Annotated in this window: 17 protein-coding genes; 8 read left to right on the top strand and 9 right to left on the bottom strand. The window is 68.8% G+C overall.

What is annotated here, in order from left to right:
* Nucleotides 1-3: 3 nt before the first annotated feature.
* Together AC5592_RS12390 and AC5592_RS12385 are read left to right on the top strand one after the other, a co-directional pair.
* Nucleotides 4-1,074 (top strand): alcohol dehydrogenase catalytic domain-containing protein, encoded by a 1,071-nt coding sequence (locus AC5592_RS12390; protein ID WP_063064251.1) that lies wholly within the window; start codon nucleotides 4-6, stop codon nucleotides 1,072-1,074.
* An 82-nt stretch (nucleotides 1,075-1,156) separates the two neighbouring features.
* Complete coding sequence (locus tag AC5592_RS12385; RefSeq protein WP_063064250.1) at nucleotides 1,157-2,695, top strand: acyl-CoA synthetase; 1,539 nt, start codon at nucleotides 1,157-1,159, stop codon at nucleotides 2,693-2,695.
* Between the two features lie 53 nt (nucleotides 2,696-2,748).
* On the opposite strand, the gene AC5592_RS12380 is transcribed toward AC5592_RS12385, so the two are convergent.
* Nucleotides 2,749-3,147, bottom strand: coding sequence for a hypothetical protein (locus AC5592_RS12380; protein ID WP_157121786.1), 399 nt, complete (start codon nucleotides 3,145-3,147; stop codon nucleotides 2,749-2,751).
* 283 nt (nucleotides 3,148-3,430) lie between these two features.
* Here AC5592_RS12380 and AC5592_RS12375 point away from each other — a divergent pair, with 283 nt between their 5' ends.
* Nucleotides 3,431-3,967, top strand: coding sequence for a hypothetical protein (locus tag AC5592_RS12375; RefSeq protein ID WP_036505695.1), 537 nt, complete (start codon nucleotides 3,431-3,433; stop codon nucleotides 3,965-3,967).
* A 10-nt stretch (nucleotides 3,968-3,977) separates the two neighbouring features.
* Here the strand turns inward: AC5592_RS12375 and AC5592_RS12370 are convergent, their stop codons facing one another.
* Nucleotides 3,978-5,414: a glyceraldehyde-3-phosphate dehydrogenase gene (locus tag AC5592_RS12370; protein WP_371507206.1), complete on the bottom strand. Its 1,437-nt coding sequence runs from the start codon at nucleotides 5,412-5,414 to the stop codon at nucleotides 3,978-3,980.
* Nucleotides 5,415-5,597: 183 nt separating this feature from the next.
* Nucleotides 5,598-6,083, bottom strand: coding sequence for a GAF domain-containing protein (locus AC5592_RS12365; protein ID WP_036505696.1), 486 nt, complete (start codon nucleotides 6,081-6,083; stop codon nucleotides 5,598-5,600).
* Nucleotides 6,084-6,395: 312 nt separating this feature from the next.
* Here AC5592_RS12365 and AC5592_RS12360 point away from each other — a divergent pair, with 312 nt between their 5' ends.
* Entirely contained in the window at nucleotides 6,396-6,644 is a 249-nt protein-coding gene (locus AC5592_RS12360) for a hypothetical protein (RefSeq protein ID WP_036505697.1), read from the top strand.
* Between the two features lie 6 nt (nucleotides 6,645-6,650).
* Here AC5592_RS12360 and AC5592_RS12355 read toward each other — a convergent pair whose 3' ends face one another.
* A complete protein-coding gene (locus tag AC5592_RS12355; protein ID WP_036505698.1) occupies nucleotides 6,651-7,151 on the bottom strand; it encodes a free L-methionine (R)-S-oxide reductase MsrC in 501 nt (166 codons plus the stop codon).
* Between the two features lie 142 nt (nucleotides 7,152-7,293).
* Here AC5592_RS12355 and AC5592_RS12350 point away from each other — a divergent pair, with 142 nt between their 5' ends.
* Nucleotides 7,294-7,665 (top strand): nuclear transport factor 2 family protein, encoded by a 372-nt coding sequence (locus AC5592_RS12350; RefSeq protein WP_039780937.1) that lies wholly within the window; start codon nucleotides 7,294-7,296, stop codon nucleotides 7,663-7,665.
* A gap of 10 nt (nucleotides 7,666-7,675) precedes the next feature.
* On the opposite strand, the gene AC5592_RS12345 is transcribed toward AC5592_RS12350, so the two are convergent.
* On the bottom strand, nucleotides 7,676-8,668 hold the full coding sequence (locus AC5592_RS12345; RefSeq protein ID WP_036505700.1) for an LLM class F420-dependent oxidoreductase: 993 nt from the start codon (nucleotides 8,666-8,668) through the stop codon (nucleotides 7,676-7,678).
* A gap of 352 nt (nucleotides 8,669-9,020) precedes the next feature.
* Nucleotides 9,021-9,806 carry an alpha/beta fold hydrolase gene (locus tag AC5592_RS12340; protein WP_063064248.1) on the bottom strand — a complete coding sequence of 262 codons (786 nt, stop codon included), beginning with the start codon at nucleotides 9,804-9,806 and terminating at the stop codon, nucleotides 9,021-9,023.
* Nucleotides 9,807-9,869: 63 nt separating this feature from the next.
* Here AC5592_RS12340 and AC5592_RS12335 point away from each other — a divergent pair, with 63 nt between their 5' ends.
* Nucleotides 9,870-10,907: an RNA polymerase subunit sigma-70 gene (locus tag AC5592_RS12335; protein ID WP_084506590.1), complete on the top strand. Its 1,038-nt coding sequence runs from the start codon at nucleotides 9,870-9,872 to the stop codon at nucleotides 10,905-10,907.
* A gap of 38 nt (nucleotides 10,908-10,945) precedes the next feature.
* Entirely contained in the window at nucleotides 10,946-11,548 is a 603-nt protein-coding gene (locus AC5592_RS12330; protein WP_063064378.1) for a maleylpyruvate isomerase family mycothiol-dependent enzyme, read from the top strand.
* Nucleotides 11,549-11,588: 40 nt separating this feature from the next.
* Here the strand turns inward: AC5592_RS12330 and AC5592_RS12325 are convergent, their stop codons facing one another.
* From AC5592_RS12325 to AC5592_RS12315, 3 genes are all read right to left on the bottom strand, one after another.
* Nucleotides 11,589-12,467, bottom strand: coding sequence for a DUF5995 family protein (locus AC5592_RS12325; RefSeq protein ID WP_063064247.1), 879 nt, complete (start codon nucleotides 12,465-12,467; stop codon nucleotides 11,589-11,591).
* Nucleotides 12,468-12,523: 56 nt separating this feature from the next.
* Nucleotides 12,524-14,749, bottom strand: a complete 2,226-nt coding sequence (locus tag AC5592_RS12320; RefSeq protein ID WP_063064246.1) for an MMPL family transporter — start codon at nucleotides 14,747-14,749, stop codon at nucleotides 12,524-12,526.
* A 93-nt stretch (nucleotides 14,750-14,842) separates the two neighbouring features.
* Complete coding sequence (locus AC5592_RS12315) at nucleotides 14,843-15,430, bottom strand: helix-turn-helix domain-containing protein (protein WP_063064377.1); 588 nt, start codon at nucleotides 15,428-15,430, stop codon at nucleotides 14,843-14,845.
* Between the two features lie 99 nt (nucleotides 15,431-15,529).
* Here AC5592_RS12315 and AC5592_RS12310 point away from each other — a divergent pair, with 99 nt between their 5' ends.
* Nucleotides 15,530-16,009 carry a DinB family protein gene (locus AC5592_RS12310; protein ID WP_036505711.1) on the top strand — a complete coding sequence of 160 codons (480 nt, stop codon included), beginning with the start codon at nucleotides 15,530-15,532 and terminating at the stop codon, nucleotides 16,007-16,009.

The following is a 16,009-nucleotide window of genomic DNA, read 5'->3' as shown; positions in this document are numbered from 1 at the left end:
TCGATGCGTGCCGTGGGATATCTCGACGGGGAATTCGCTGTCACCGAGGTCGCCGATCCACCGGCTCCCGGCCCGGGCCAGGTGCGCATCGCGGTCGCCGCCTGCGGCATCTGCGGCAGCGACCTGTCGATGGCCAAGGATGCCGGGCGGTTCGTGCAGGTCGCGGCGGACAGCGGTTATCCGCTGGCCACCTTCGACATCGCGCGACCCGTGGTGCTGGGACACGAATACGCCGGGACGATCGTCGAAACAGGTTCGGGCGTCACGGATTTCGCGGTCGGCGACCGCGTGGCGGGCATCGGGCTGGCCACCGAGGCCGGCACCGGCATCCCGACGATCATCGGCTATTCCAACGACTATCACGGCGCGTTCGGCGAGCACATCGTGGTGGACAGCGTCTGGGTCCGGCATGTGCCGGACGGGCTGTCGCTGGAGCATGCCACGCTGGCCGAACCGCTGCACGTCGGCGAGATGCACGTGCAGCAGTCCGGTCTGCGCGCCGGTGATTCGGCCCTCGTGATCGGCTGTGGCGCCATCGGTCTGGGAGCGATCATCGCCGCCAAGGCGCACGGCGCGGGTGTGGTCGTCGCCTCCGAACCGTCTCCCAAGCGCCGCGCCCTGGCGCTCGCGGTAGGTGCGGACGTCGCCGTCGACCCCGCCGAACAGGATCCGATACAGGTGTGGAACGACCTTGTCGCGGAGCGTCATTCGCTCGTCGACCCGGGCGCCGCGGGCACGCTGATCGCCTACGAATGCAGCGGCCGGCCGGGCATGCTCGACACCCTCATGCACGGGTTACCGTTCAATTCGCGCATCCAGGTACTGGCCGCGGGATTCGCCACCGAGACGATCGTTCCGGTGGTGGGCCAGTTCCGCCGCATCGCCGTCAATTTCGGGCACGGTCCGTACGAGGACGCCTACGACATCACGCTGCGGCGCCTGGCGTCGGGCGAGATCGACGCCGAGGCGATCATCACCGGCCGCGTGGGACTCGACGGGGTCGCCGACGCGTTCGCCGCCCTGCGCGCACCCGACGAACACGTGAAGATCCTGGTCCTGCCGGAGCGACGATGAGGCCGCGGCGGCGAATACCGGGCGCCCACCGGCCTCGCGAATTCCCCGCCAAACTAGTTGGACGTCCGATAATCTCCCGCCTATGAGTCTCGATCCCCGCACGCACACCATCGACGGGGTGCTGCACCGTTCGGCGGCGAAGGTCCCCGGCCGCACCGCGCTGACATTCGACGGCCGGGCCTACACCTACCGGGAACTCGACGCCGCGGTCACCCGGGCGGCGACCCATCTGCTCGACCTCGGCCTGGTCGCGGGCGATCGGGTCGCCGCCTACGGCACCAATTCCGACGCGTACGTGATCGGATTCCTGGCCTGCGCCCGGGCCGGCCTGGTGCACGTTCCGGTCAACTACGCCCTGAAGGGTGGGGAGCTGAGTTATCTCGTCTCGCAGTCGGGTGCGCGGGCCGTCCTTGTCGACCCCGCGCTGATCGGCACTCTCGACCAAGTGCGCGGCGACCTCACCTCGGTCGAGTACGTCGTACCGCTGCGCGATGCCGGCGGATCGCTGCGAGCCGTCGCCGACGCGGCGGGCGAGGTCTCCGATTTCTCGTCCCGGGCGGCCGCGACCGACCTCGCCCAACTGCTCTACACCTCGGGAACGACGTCGAAACCCAAGGGCGCCATGATGACTCACGAGGCGCTCGTCTTCGAGTACGTCTCGTCGGTGATCGCGCTGGACCTGCGTCCCGACGACAATCCGCTCGTCGCCATGCCGCTGTACCACTCGGCGGGCATGCACGTGTTCATGCTGCCCTACCTGTCGGTCGGCGCGACCGTGCACCTGATGGCCACTCCGGACATCCCGGAGATTCTGCGCCGGGTCGAACAGGACCGGATCGGTTCGCTGTTCCTCGCCCCGACCGTCTGGGTGCCGCTGGCCAACCACCCCGACCTCGACCGCCGCGACCTCTCCTCGCTGCGCAAGGCACAGTACGGTGCCTCGATCATGCCGGTGACGGTGCTGAACCGGCTGCGCGAACGCTATCCCGACCTGGGCTTCTACAACTGCTTCGGGCAATCGGAGATCGGGCCGCTCGCCACGGTGCTGCGCCCGGAGGAACATGCCGAACGGCCGTCGTCGTGCGGACGGCCGGTGTTCTTCGTGGAGACCCGCGTCGTCGACACCGACGGCAACGACGTCGGCCCCGGCGAGCCGGGCGAAGTCCTCTACCGCTCGCCACAGCTGTGCCGCGGTTACTGGGACAATCCGGCCGCGACCGCGGAGGCGTTCCGCGACGGATGGTTCCACTCCGGCGACCTGGTGACGCGGGATGCCGACGGCTACATCACCGTCGTGGACCGGATCAAGGACGTCATCAACACCGGCGGCATCCTGGTGGCCTCCCGCGAGGTCGAGGACGCTCTCTACACCCATCCCGCCGTCGCCGAGGTCGCGGTCATCGGCATCCCGGACGAGAAGTGGATCGAGGCCGTCACCGCCGTCGTGGTCCTGCACGAAGGCCGCGAGGCGACCGCCGATGAACTGATCGCGCACGTCAAGGATCTGATCGCACCGTTCAAGGTGCCCAAGCGCATTCGCTTCGCCGCGGCGCTCCCCCGCAACCAGAGCGGAAAACTACTCAAACGCGAACTGCGCGAACCGATGACGACAGCGGACTGAGCGGATCACCACGGCGCTCGACCACCACTGCGCTCGATCACCAAGGCGCTCGATCACCACGGCCCGATGACGTGTTCGAGCAGGGCCAGCGCGAACGCGCCCACCACCGCCAGCCCGAATCCCGCCGCGGTGGTGAGCGCCAGCGCGCGCCCCAGCCGGAGGCCGTGCGCGCGCACGATCATCAGTCCCGCCGCACCACCGAGTACGGCCAGCAGCATGCCGCCGCCCATCACGAGATAGAACACCGCGGCCAGCGCCGCGTTCACCGCCTCGCGCAGTCCTTCGGCGTACTCACCGAACGGAATCGGAAACCGATAGACGCTCGCCACCATCGCCGCGGCCACCGGCGCGGTGAGCACGGCCGCCAGCGCACCCCACAGCACGCCCACCCACAGGGCCACCCCCGATACGCCACGCGGCTCCCCCGCCGGACCGCCGTCCCCGAACCTCATACCTGACCTCGCGTTCCACCTGTCGCCGGGCACTCGCGCACGCGCCGGGCCCGAATGCCCGGCTCCGCCAGAGCAAACCAGACCGACGCGCCGCACCGGCAGATGGGTACCGTGGCGCGCACCGGCTCTCGTCCCGGCAGCCGGATCGTGCGGTCGACGCGGCGGCCGATCGGTGGTCCGGGTCATCACCGATGTCCTAGGGTTGTTCGCGGCGGCCCACCTGCCCCACCCGTGCCCGACCCGAGGCCGCGCCCCGCATCGGATGATCAGAAACGGGAGACATATGGACGGCAGCCGCAACGCACTGCTCCACGGTCCCCTGTTCTCCCGCCGGAATCCGCTGGACCGCAGCAATGCCGCGAGCCGGATCAGCGCCTACGTCTACGGCAATATCCTCATTCTCGCCGCGTTGATCCCGGTGACCACCACCGAGGAGCATGTCGGAATCCTGATTGTCATCGGCACCGCGCTGTCGACCTTCGTCGCGCACGCCTTCGCCGAGGGTGTCGGCCAGGCGGTGCGGGAGAACCGCGCGCTCACGCCGCGGCAGCGGTGGGAGGATCTGCGCGATTCGGTGCCGATTCTCAGCTCCGCGGTACTGCCGTCGATCATCCTGGCGTGCGCCGCCTTCGACTGGCTCGCACCCCGCACCGCCCAGATCGTCGCCGAGGTGGCGATGCTCATCCGCATCGGCGGCATCGTCTTCGTGATCGAACGGCTCAAAGGCGCCCGGCCCGGCCGCTCGACCATCCTCACGGCACTGCTGCTGACCGCCGTCGCGACGACGGTGGTCGTCGTCAAGATCGTCCTCACCCACTGAACGGGTTCGGCTACCCCGCCTCGACCGCGGCCAGTGCGCGCACGTCGGCGGCATCCTGCGACCGGTCCGCGAACTGCGGATAGGTCGGGTACTCGATACCCGAGATGTACTGCACCGTCCGGACCACCTGGGACGAATAACCGAATTCGTTGTCGTACCAGCAGTACAGGATCGCGGTGTCGCCCTCGACGATGGTGGCGTTGGCGTCGATGATCGAGGCCGCGCGCGAGCCGATGAAATCGCTGGACACCACATCGGTGGCGGCGGTGTAGTCGAGATTGCGGCTCAGCGGACCGGCCAGCGACACCTGCCGCAGGTACTCGAGCACCTCGGATTTCGTCGTCTCCCGCTCGAGCTGCAGGTTCAGGATGGCGACGGACACGTCCGGGGTGGGGACGCGAATCGAGTTACCGGTGATCTTGGCCTTGAAGTCCGGCATCGCCTTGGCGACGGCGGAGGCGGCGCCGGTTTCGGTCAGAACGAGGTTGAACGGCGCGGAGCGGCCGCGACGATCCGCCTTGTGATAGTTGTCCAGCAGGTTCTGATCGTTGGTGAACGAGTGCACGGTCTCCACGTGGCCGCGGGTGATGCCGAATTCGTCGTCCATGGCCTTGAGCGGCGGCACGATCGCATTGGTGGTGCAGGAGGCGCACGAGAAGATCCGCTGCGTCAGATCCAGATCACGGTGGTTGACGCCGTGCACGATATTCGGGACGTCGCCCTTACCGGGCGCGGTGAGAACCACCTTCGCGATACCGGGACGCAAGTGCTGCGACAGCCCCTCGCGATCGCGCCACTTGCCGGTGTTGTCGATCAGGATCGCGTCGGAGATCCCGTACTCGGTGTAGTCGATCGTCGCCGGATCGTCGCTGTAGATGAACTTGATGACATTGCCGTTGGCGATGATCGTGTCGTTGTCGGCGTCGACCTTGATGGTGCCGTTGAAGTGCCCGTGCACGGAATCCCGGCGCAACAGCGACGCGCGCTTGGCCAGATCACCGTCACCGCCGCGGCGGACCACCACCGCACGCAGGTTCAGGCCGTTGCCGGAGCCGACCTTCTCGATCAGCAGACGGGTCACCAGCCGGCCGATCCGGCCGAAGCCGTACAGCACGACATCGCGCGGGCCCGGCGACTGCGCCTTGTTGCCGCCGATCACCTCGGCCAGGACCGCCTCGGTGAATTCACGAACCGACAGCCCGCGGTCGTCGGCGCGATAGGCCACGACCAGCTGACCGAGATCGATCTTGCAGGGGCCGAGGTCCAGTTCGTCCAGGACGCGCAGGAACGGCAGCGTCTCGTCCACCGACAGCTCTTCGCCCTCGATCTGGCGCGCGAACCGGTGCGTCCGCAGAATGCTGATCACCGACCGGTTCACCAGCGACCGGCTGTGCAGCAGCACCGTCACACCCTTCGCCCGATACAACGTGCCGATGATGGGGATCATCGCCTCCGCGGCGGCTTCCTGGGCGTTCCAGCGGTCAAGTTGTTCGGTAGTCAACGCAGGTCCTCGGTTTCCTCGACGGGTACGCCACATCGATGCTAATGAGGGCCTGGATTTCACCGACGGCGGATCCCTGGCGGTGAGGTTTTCCAGTGGCGCCGCGCACACCGCCGCGGCGTACCGCCGTCACTCTCGCCGCAGCCGCGGTGGGTTGCGGCGGCGGATCTGCAACAGGTCGGTGGCACAGCGGCACACCGGATGCAGAGCATCGGCGAGTTCTTCGGTGAGGACGTTCGCGGCGGGGGTGTAGACGCTCAGCACTCCGACCACCGCACCGTCGTCGTCGGACAGCGGCTGGCACCGCACCGCCTGCACTCCCCACAACCGTAGTTCCGCGCCGCACCCCGGCCACCGGGAGCTGCCGGCGAGATCGGTGATCACGATCGGGACACCGGTCGCCGCCGCCTCGCGGGCGGGGCTGTCGGGGTGCAGCAGCTGCGCCTCCTCGACCATGCGCGCGCGGTGCGTGGTTGCCGCGACGATCTCGAGTACCGTGCTGCCGTGCGCGGTGACCCCCGCCATCGGCGATCCCGGCAGGGCACGCAGCAGCGCGGCGACTCCGGCCGCCGAGACAGGCGACACACCGGCGCGACCGGGCGGGTCACTGTGCATAACGGACCTCGATCCGACGCGACGAGTCAACGTGAGCGGCGGCATACCGCACCCGGCAAAACCGAGTCGAGGTATGACGACCAGTCTTCGAGTGCCCCGCTGCCCGTCGCGGCAAACCCGGTCCGGGCGGGCCGCATTCGGCCCGTCGGCGCGCGCAGACCGAATGTCCGTCCGGTACAAGCCGTTTGCGTCGTTGCGCCGAGTACGCGAGGTCACCGTTTCGTGGCGCGCCGCCGGGGTACCCATCGACAATCCGCACTCGGAACGACTTCGTCACCGGCCGAGGGCCCGTCACCACAGGAGGTGTGCTGTATGGACGATCTCCAGCGCAGAGTGCTGACCGCGTTGACATCCGCGCGGCGTGGGCTGAAGACCGCGGACGCACGCCTGCTGGAGCGTCGAATCGTGGGTCTGCGCGCGGAAGTCGACGCCGCCGGCTATCCCCGGCCCCAGCACCTACGCCTCAAGGCGTCGTGCGCGGAGGCACTGGCGGCGGCCAGGTGGACACTGGGGCGGCCGAATCCGCAGGCCTTCCGGCCGGCGATGCAGGCTGCCTCGTAGCCCTGCTCAGCCCCGGTCGTCCGGGATCAGCGAGTCGAGATAGACCGACGCGATCTCCTCGAGTCCACGCTGATCGACCGGACCGAAGCGGTCGAGTTCGGGACTGTCCAGATCGAAGACGCCGATCACGGTGTCCTCGTGGATCAACGGCACCACCAGTTCGGACCTGCTCGCCGGATCACAGGCGATATGGTCGGGCACCGCGTGCACGTCGGCGACACGTTGCGTCTGCCGGGTTCGCGCCGCCGCACCGCAGACGCCCCGGTCCAGCGCGATGCGCACGCAGGCCGGGCGGCCCTGGAACGGGCCGACCACCAGTTCGTTCCCGTCGAAGAAATAGAATCCCACCCAGTTCAGACCGGGAAGACCGTGATAGACCAGCGCGGAAAGGTTGGCGGCGTTGGCAATCCGATCGTGTTCACCCGCCACGAGCGAACGGGCGGATGCCGCGAGCTCCCGATAGCGCTGTTCGTCCGCGCGGTCGTCGCGGATGCCGGCGGCGCTCATGCCGCACCTTCGTAGTTCACGAGTAGATGTTCCCCTCTTGATCGTCGCGGATGGTTCGAACGTCTCAGCCGGGCTCTCCCTTCCGTCCCGGCAGGCGGGATCGGCAGGCGGCGCCGTGCCGGATCCGTGTTTTCGTTGTGCCATGGCTTCAGCGGAACGGATTCGAGCAGCGGTGCACCGGTATCTCGAGGCGGTGGGCTCGGGATCCGCCGCCGATGTGGCGGCATGTTACAGCGAGGACGCCACCGTGGAGGATCCGTTCGGCTCGCCGCCGCACGTCGGCCGGGCCGCGATCGAAAAGTTCTACGGCGCATTGGATTCCGCGCATATGCGAACCGAGCTGCTCGACCTGCGGATCGCGGGCGGCGCGGCGGCGTTCCGGTTCCGGGTGGTGACCGAGACCGGCTCTCGCACCACGACGATCGAACCGATCGATGTGATGACCTTCGACGAGGACGCGCGCATCACCGGTATGCGCGCGTTCTGGTCACCGGAGGACGTGCGCGTCGACTGAGTGCCGTGGGTCATCGCAGCGCGGGAATGACCTCACGCTCGAACAACTCCACCCCGGACAGGTCGTAGGCCGACTCGGGGAAATTGTGGATCGCGTAAGCCAGACCGAGATCGCGGACCCGGGACAGGTTTTCGATGATCTGTTCCGGTGTGCCGACCGCGGGTGAATCGGCGTAGAGCTTGGTGACCCAGTCCTGCGCGGCGTCCGCCCCGAGAGCGGGGGTCAGCCGAGAAGCGAGGGCGTCCAGCCGTTCACGCACCTCCGCCTCGGTCGCGCCGATCACGGTGTTGAAGTTGGAGCTGCGGGTGATCGCGTCGAAATCTGTTCCGACGGCGGCGCAATGGTCGCGCAGCAGCTCGGATTTGCGGGTGAAGGTTTCGGGATCGCCCGCGAAGTTGGTGTACTGCGCGTATTGCGCGGCGATGCGCAGCGTGACCTTTTCTCCCCCGCCCGCGACCCAGATCGGAATACCGCCCTCCTGGAGCGGCAACGGATACACCCGGGCGCCGTCGACCTGGTAGTACTTGCCGTCCAGGGTGGCGGTGCCGGTGGTCCACGCCTGACGGAAGATCTGCACTCCCTCGTCGAGGCGACCCAAACGCTCACCCGCGGAAGGGAATCCGTAGCCGTAGGCGCGCCACTCGTGCTCGTACCAGCCGCCGCCGATCCCCATCTCGACCCGGCCGCCCGATACCAGATCCACGGTCGCGGCGACCTTGGCGAGGTAGGCCGGATTCCGGTAGCTGATCGCCGTGCACATCTGCCCGAGCCGGATGCGCGTCGTGGTGGCGGCGAAGGCCGACATGAGCGTCCACGCCTCGTGCGTCGCTTCCTCGGTGGGAACCGGCACGGTGTGGAAATGGTCGTAGACCCACAGCGATTCCCAGTCTTGTCCGGCGTCGGCCCGCTGCGCCAGATCCCGCATCACACCCCATTGCGCCCCCGGTTCGATGCCGACCAGGTCCAGTCGCCAGCCCTGGGGAATGAAGATGCCGAAACGCACGCCGCGCCTCCTCGTCGAGAGAACAGATCCGGCGGTCACTTTTCCCACCGATGCGCCCGCGGGCAAGAGTTCGGCGCTCGGCGCGCCGAACTTCTCCGCGGCCCGGATATGCGCGGACCCGGCGAATCCGCGATCGGTTCACCGGGTCCGCGGGGACTTCGTCAGAGCAGAACGTCGATCAAATTGATGAGGATCGATCCCAGACCCGAGGCCAGAGCTCCGACAACCGCGATGATTCCGTTGATCACAGCGTTCCTTTCTCCCAGCGTTCCGTTGGCAAACCACGAAGTATTCGATGTCGACGCTCATGTCGGATTGGTCCGACCTGCGCGGGCACCGGCGCAGATGATCGTCACGATCGATCGCCGGCGCGCGCCACGCGCGTGAGCCACTCGGCCAGCAGAGCGCGCAGCAGTTCCGGTTGCTCGTGCGGGAGGGCGTGTCCGGCCTCGGCGACCACGACGAGCGAGGCGTGCGGACAGCGCTCGAAAAGATCGATCGCCGCCGCGTAACCGACCGTCGAATCCAGGCGCCCGGCCACGATCGTGGTCGGCCCCGGATAGGGCGGTGTGGCGTCCGGGCTCAGCTGCCACCGCTCACCGATGCGCTGCGCCGCGGCCCGATCGACCAGCTCGGCGGCGGGTGCGACGACACGCTCGTAGCGGTCGAGCATGGCCGGGGTCTGGACGACGAAGTAGCCGCGGAAATCGTCGTCGCCGAGATCGCCCGGCCCGGCCACGACGCGATGCGCGGGAAGGTCACGCACTCCCGGCAACAGCGGGCACACCAATGCCAGGCCGGCCACCCGGGTGACGCGCCGCGCGGCCATCGCCTGCGCGTAGTACCCGCCCGCCGAGTGGCCGACGAGCAGGAAATCACCACCGGTGACCGCGTCCGCGAAGCGCAGCAGCGCGTCGAGTACATCGTCCGCGCTGCGCAGTGTGCCGGGTGCGGCGGTGTGTCCCGCACCGGGCAGGTCGGGGTAGATCCGCCGCAACCCGGCGGCATCGCCCAGAACCGGTTCGAAGCACGCCTCGGCCTCGCGGTGATCGACACCCGCGCCGTGCAGCACCACCACCGGACGGCCCGTGCCGTGCTCCACGTAGTGAAAAACGACCTCGCCCGCGCGCAGCTCCATGCCCCGCAAGCTACCCGGCCGGTCCCGCTGTCGTCGGTGACACGGAGGTGCGAGCATGGGGCGGTGAGTGTGTCCGCGAGTGAACCGCTGCCGGATTCCGGAAGGCCGGAGTCCGGCCTTGCGGGATCCGGGGTTTCGGGGCCGGGGGCACTCGAAGCGCTGCGGATTCCGCTGACCGGCTACTGCTACCGGATGCTCGGTTCGTCGGCCGATGCCGACGACGCGGCGCAGGAGACGCTGATCCGCGCCTACACAAGATTCGACAGTTTCGACCCCGAGCGCGGCCGGCTCTCGACGTGGGTGCATGCCATCGCCACCAATATCTGCCTGGACATGCTGCGCTCGGCGCGCCGCCGCATGCTCGTGTGGGAAGGTCCGGTATCCACCGGTTTCGACCCGGACGCGGTGGTGCCCGCCGACCGATGGCTCGACCCGGTCGCGGACGCACGAGTGCTCGACCCGGCCGACCGCGTCGTCCGCCGCGAGTCGGTGCGGTTGGCCTTCGTCGCGGCACTGCAACATCTGCCGCCACGCCAGCGGGCGGTGCTGGTCCTGCGCGAGGTGCTGGCGTTCAGTGCCGCCGAAACCGCGACCATGCTCGAGGTCAGCCCGGCCGCGGTCAACAGCGCCCTGCAACGCGCCCGCACCACCCTGGCCGCGGTCCGGCCTTCCGCCACCGATCCGCTCGATCCCGGCGACCCGGACGACCGGGACCTGGTGCGGCGCTACGTCGCGGCCTTCGAGAGTCACGACGTCGACGGTCTCGCCGCGCTGCTGTGCGAGGACGCCGAATCCGGTATGCCGCCGTTCGCCTGGCGACTGAGCGGGCGCGATCTCATCGTCTCGGTCTTCGCGGCGGGCGACGCGTGTGCCGGCGATCGACTGGTACCGGTGCGGATGAACGGTTCGGTCGGATTCGGTCAGTACCGCCCCGGCACCGACGGTGTGCTGCGCCCCTTCGCACTGCTCGCGATCCAGGCGCGGGCGGGGCTGATAGCGCGGCAGGTGACCTACCTGGACAGTGGCGACCGGTTCGCCGAATTCGGGCTTCCGCCGATTTTCCGGGCGCCCACCGATGAATTCTCGCCGTCGGGTTCGTAGCAGAGGTGACCACTCCCTACGATCGAAACGACGGAGTCATGACCTCGACCGACACCGACACCACCGTCCTGCGCGAGCACACTGTGGCCGAGCGCCGACGCCTCGCGGACCTGCTCGCCGGCCTGACGCCGGAGCAGTGGGCCGCGCCCTCGCTGTGTGAGGGCTGGCGAGTCCGTGAGGTGCTCGCCCACATGACGATGCCCTACCGCACAACCACGTGGTCGTTCGTGCGCGGGCTGGCCGGTGCGCGTTTCTCGTTCCACCGCTACGCCGACCGGGCCGCGCGCGCCGACACCGCGCGGATGAACGATGCGGAGCTGCTCGCGTCGCTGCGCGACAACGTCGAACACCCGTGGCGTCCGCCGGGCGGTGGTGTGGTGGGCGCGCTGAGCCACGACGTGATCCACGGCCTGGACATCACCGAGCCCCTGGGCCTGCCGCCCGCCCCGCCGGAACGGATCGCCCTCGTGCTCGACCAGGCGAGCCCGAAGTCGCTGCGCTACTTCGGCGTCGACCTGACCGGCCGGCAGCTGCGCGCCTCCGACGCACCGGTCGCGCTGGGGTCGGGGACGCCGATCACGATGTGCGCCAAGGACATTCTGCTCACCGTCACCGGCCGCCGCCCGCTGCCGGCCGACTGACGGCGCCGGCCCGGGCACGGGCCGGCCGGGCCCGCCGTGCTCACAGGCCGCCGAGGCGTGCGAGCACGGCGAAGGCCGCATCGTCGGCCGACCACAGCGCGTTGATCTCCGCGCGCGTGGCCTCGGCGGTGGCGGGGTTCTGCAGCGCCAGCCCGTTGGTCCAGACCACCACGTTGTAGCCCAAATCGGCGACCTGGAGCAGCGGCCCGGTGGCCACGCCCTGACCGAACAGCCGATCGAGTCCCTCACCGACGAAATAGAAGCGCCACAGCGGCCCGAGGTCGGCGTTGTATACCTGCTTCGTGCGATCGACGATCCGATCGCCGCTGCGGGCGATGGCGTCGACGATGTGGAAGAAGTCCGGCGCGTTCTCCGGTCTACTGCCGACCGCGGCGACCGCGTAGGCGAGGTCGACCGTCAGGTGCGCGTTGTACCCGGCCATCGCGACCCGCGCGGGCGACTGGTCGCATTGCCCGGCCAGCTGAAAATACCAGGCCCAGTGGGGCTCCGGCGCGCCGTCGGTGAACTCGGCGTGCAGATTCACCAGGAACCGGCGCAGCAGTTCGTAACTGATCGCGTGGGCGTATTCCGGATCGACGAACGCGGTGGGATCGTGCTGCAACGGCAACACCGGATCCTGCTCCACGGCGTCGAGCCCCACATCGAACAGGCCCCGCCGATCATGATGGGAGGTAAGGATTTCGGTGATCCGATGATTGCGCGACACCGCCTCGTCGAACCGGTCGAGGGTGGCGCCGGCGCCGATGGTCGTGGTGTCCGACAACTCGGCAACGGTCCGGATCTCCGTCGGCGACAGCGGTGTGCCGCACCGGGTGTCGGCCACGGCCCCGGCCTGCGGCGCGGCCGCGATCAGAGTCGAAAAAGCAAGAGCCACAACGATCGACGCGGCACGGAGCATACGGTGACCATCCTGTCCGGTGACGTACGGCGGTGTTGCCGATACGGTACTGCTGTTCACTCCGAGGCCGTGCGCGCGGTCTCGGTGCCGGCCGCCGCCGCATGGTCGCCGCGGACACGATCCTCCAGCCGGGCGCCCTCGATGTCGAGGTCCGGGACGAGACGCCCGAACCAGCGTGGGTGGTACCACATCCGGTTGCCGACCAGCGCCATCACGGCCGGCACCAGTGTCAGCCGCACCACGAAGGCATCGAGCAGCACGCCGACCGCCAGCGTGAACGCGAGCGGTTTGACGATGGGGTTGTCGACGGAGACGAAGGCGACGAACACCCCGAACATGATGAGCGCGGCGGCCGTCACCACCCGGGCGGAATGTGCCACTCCGTTCTGCACCGACGAGATCGCGTCGGCGGTGTGGCTGTGTTCCTCCTTGATCCGCGACACCACGAAGATCTGGTAGTCGCTGGAGAGGCCGAAGATGATGGCCAGGATGATGATCGGCAGAAAACTCAGCGTCTGCCCCGCGGTGACATCGAAAAGTCCCGCACCCCAGCCCCATTGGAATACGGCGACCTGCGCCCCCAGCGCGGAGAACACGGACAGGACGAACCCGGCGATCGAGGACAGCGGAACGAGCACCGTGCGAAATGCGATGGTCAGCAGGACCAGTGCCAGCCCGACGACGACGCCGAGGAAGACCGGCAGCGCACCCGCCAAGCGGTCGGAGGTGTCGATATTCGCCGCGGTCGTCCCGCCGACCAGGTAACTCACGCCGAGATCTCCGGTCAGGCGCGGGCGATCGTCGCGCAGACGGGTGACCAGATCCGCGGTGGCGTCGTCGGTGGGTCCGGTCTTCGGAATCACCTGGACCAGTACCAGATTGTCGCCGGTGCCCGCGGGCTGCACGAGCGCCACGTTCGGTTCCTGCTGCAATCGAGCGATCAGCGTCTGCACGGCGTCGGGGGCGCCCGCGTGCGTGGTGTCGGTGGGCAACAGCAGCGGGCCGTTGAAGCCGGGCCCGAACGAATTGTCCACGAGCACGAAGGCTTTGTGGGCTGTACTCGTGTCCGGCTGGGACGCGCCGCTGGGCAGGCCGAGATCGAGCCGCGTCACCGGCAGGGCCAGGATCACGAGCACCGCGATACCGAGAATCAGCAGCGGTATCCGGAAGCGGGTGACGGTGCGCCCCCAGGCGTGCCCGACGGTGCGTTCGGGTTCGTTCGCGGCGATGCGCGCGACCGTTTCCGGGCGTCCGGGATGCAGCGGCGGTGAGATGAACTTCGCCACCGTCTCGCCCGCGAGGCTCAGCAGCGCCGGTAACAGCGTCAGGGCGACCAGCATCGCGACGAGCACCGCGCCCGCCGCGGTCAGGCCCATCACGGTCAGGAAAGGGATGTTGGCGACCGACAGTCCGCACAGGGCGATGATCACCGTCACCGCGGCGAAGACCACCGAACTGCCCGCCGTGCCCACGGCCAGCGGAATCGACTCCGCCACTGTCGTTCCGCGCAGGATGTTGTTGCGGTGCCGCGACAGGACGAACAGCGCGTAGTCGATTCCGCAGGACAGTCCCAGCATCAAAGCCAGCGACATCGCCGCCGAGGGCACATCCACGAATGCCGCCACCCCCAGCACACCGGTCACGCCGATCCCCACCCCGATCAACGCGGTGAGCACCGGAAGTCCGGCCGCCACCACCGCACCGAAGGTGATCAGCAGAATGACGAATGCCGCGGCGATACCGACTATTTCGGGACCCTCGGGGATCTCGGCGGTGAATCCCGGGTAGACGGCTCCGGAGAATTCGACCTGCATTCCGGTCGCCCGCGCAGGCGTCGCGACCCGGGTGACCTCGTCGAGTGTGCTCTGGGCGACCTCACCCGCGGAGACCGAGAACTGCACACTTCCCAGCGCGGCCCGCTGATCGGGTGAGATCGCATGGGCGTCGAAGGGATCCACCACGGTCGCGACCTGCGGCAGGCCCCGGAAGCCGGCCATGGCCTGCTCGATGTCGGCATGGGGTTGTGCGTCGGTGACCTTCGCACCGCCGGGCGCCGCGAACACCACCTGCATCTGGGCGCCGCTGTAAGCGGGCATCCGCTGCTGCAGCAACGACACCGCATCCTGCGACTCCGTCCCCGGGACGGTGAAATTGTCGGTGGTCCGGCCACCCGATCCGACCCCGAATCCGATCGCGCCGCCGAGTAGGACGATCCAGATGACCAGCACCCACCAGCGATGCCGGGTTACCAGACCACCGAGCACGAACAGGTATCGCGACATCGAATTCCTCGATTCGATCGGCCTATCGACACATCGGACCATCATCGACCATCGCGCACACGGCCGTCGAGGGCGGCACGCTGGGCGCTCCCGCTAACCTTCGGCAGACCCACCCGGGCGCACGTGCGCGCGCATGCCCTGCGGGCCGAACAGGATGAGGAGTTCGACCACGCCGCCGTCGGCGCTGCCCAGCCAGTGGGGTACCGAGGTGTCGAATTCCGCCGCCTCGCCCGGCGGCAGGGTCAGGTCGCGGTCGCCGAGCACCAGCCGCAGCCGGCCGTTGAGCACGTAGAGCCATTCGAAACCCTCGTGCGTCTGCGGTGTCGGTTCCTGCGGTTCGGGTCGCGCGGGGATGATCATCTTGAACGCCTGCACGCCGCCGGGCCGCCGGGACAGCGGCACGAACGTCATGCCGTATCGCCGGAGCGGTTTGAGGTGGATGCGCGGATCGCCGGTGCGCGGGGCGCCAACCAGGTCGTCGAGCGGGACGTTGTAGGTGCGCGAGAGCGGCAGCAGCAATTCCAGCGTCGCCCGCCGCTGCCCGCTCTCCAAGCGCGACAACGTACTTTCCGACACCCCGGTGCTCGCCGCGAGGTCGGCGAGGGTGATCCCGCGCTCGCGGCGCAACGCGCGTAACCGCGGACCCACCGCGCCGAGTACCTCGTCCGTTTCGTCAGCCATCGGGCCATCTTGCCGGAACAGCAAGATTTCGTGCCGATTCGCGACGGCGGCGGCAAGGCTGAACGGGTACGAGCGCACACCGATCGCGAAGGAGCCGCCATGCCTGCCGCCGCCCGCCGGAAGGACACCCCACCGCCGCGGACCGGAACCGATGAGCTCGCAGTGCTGCGCGGGTTCCTCGACTACCTGCGCACCGGCGTCGCCGCGAAGGTCGAGGGTGCACCCGAGCCGCAGGTCCGAGCCGCCGCGGTGCCGTCGGGCACCACTCTGCTCGGTCTGCTGGTCCACCTCACGGCCGTCGAACGCTCGATGTTCCTCGGCGACACAGTGACCGACTGGCAAGCGACGTTCCGGGCCGCGCCGCACGATGGCGTGGCCGAGGTGGTCGCCCGCTACCGCGACGCGGTCGCATGCGCGAACGAGGTACTCGACGGATGCACCGATCCCGCCGCGCCGCTGCCGGGACTCCCGGGCCCCAGCGTGCGCTGGGCGCTGGCCCACATGATCGAGGAGACCGGCCGCCACGCCGGTCACGCCGATATCCTGCGCGAACTGATCGACGGCACGACCGGACGCTGA

It is taken from the genome of Nocardia violaceofusca NBRC 14427 (genome assembly GCF_963869435.1).
Lineage (GTDB): Bacteria > Actinomycetota > Actinomycetes > Mycobacteriales > Mycobacteriaceae > Nocardia > Nocardia aobensis.
Note: the sequence above shows the minus strand (reverse complement) of the source record. Positions and strands in the feature narration are given on the sequence as shown.

Excerpts from the sequence above, each read along its gene's own strand:
- AC5592_RS12390 (WP_063064251.1), top strand. The coding sequence starts at position 4 with ATGCGTGCCGTGGGATATCTCGACGGGGAATTCGCTGTCACCGAGGTC.
- AC5592_RS12385 (WP_063064250.1), top strand. The coding sequence starts at position 1,157 with ATGAGTCTCGATCCCCGCACGCACACCATCGACGGGGTGCTGCACCGT.
- AC5592_RS12380 (WP_157121786.1), bottom strand. The coding sequence starts at position 3,147 with ATGAGGTTCGGGGACGGCGGTCCGGCGGGGGAGCCGCGTGGCGTATCG.
- AC5592_RS12375 (WP_036505695.1), top strand. The coding sequence starts at position 3,431 with ATGGACGGCAGCCGCAACGCACTGCTCCACGGTCCCCTGTTCTCCCGC.
- AC5592_RS12370 (WP_371507206.1), bottom strand. The coding sequence starts at position 5,414 with ATGATCCCCATCATCGGCACGTTGTATCGGGCGAAGGGTGTGACGGTG.
- AC5592_RS12365 (WP_036505696.1), bottom strand. The coding sequence starts at position 6,083 with ATGCACAGTGACCCGCCCGGTCGCGCCGGTGTGTCGCCTGTCTCGGCG.
- AC5592_RS12360 (WP_036505697.1), top strand. The coding sequence starts at position 6,396 with ATGGACGATCTCCAGCGCAGAGTGCTGACCGCGTTGACATCCGCGCGG.
- AC5592_RS12355 (WP_036505698.1), bottom strand. The coding sequence starts at position 7,151 with ATGAGCGCCGCCGGCATCCGCGACGACCGCGCGGACGAACAGCGCTAT.
- AC5592_RS12350 (WP_039780937.1), top strand. The coding sequence starts at position 7,294 with ATGGCTTCAGCGGAACGGATTCGAGCAGCGGTGCACCGGTATCTCGAG.
- AC5592_RS12340 (WP_063064248.1), bottom strand. The coding sequence starts at position 9,806 with ATGGAGCTGCGCGCGGGCGAGGTCGTTTTTCACTACGTGGAGCACGGC.
- AC5592_RS12330 (WP_063064378.1), top strand. The coding sequence starts at position 10,946 with ATGACCTCGACCGACACCGACACCACCGTCCTGCGCGAGCACACTGTG.
- AC5592_RS12325 (WP_063064247.1), bottom strand. The coding sequence starts at position 12,467 with ATGCTCCGTGCCGCGTCGATCGTTGTGGCTCTTGCTTTTTCGACTCTG.
- AC5592_RS12320 (WP_063064246.1), bottom strand. The coding sequence starts at position 14,749 with ATGTCGCGATACCTGTTCGTGCTCGGTGGTCTGGTAACCCGGCATCGC.
- AC5592_RS12315 (WP_063064377.1), bottom strand. The coding sequence starts at position 15,430 with ATGGCTGACGAAACGGACGAGGTACTCGGCGCGGTGGGTCCGCGGTTA.
- AC5592_RS12310 (WP_036505711.1), top strand. The coding sequence starts at position 15,530 with ATGCCTGCCGCCGCCCGCCGGAAGGACACCCCACCGCCGCGGACCGGA.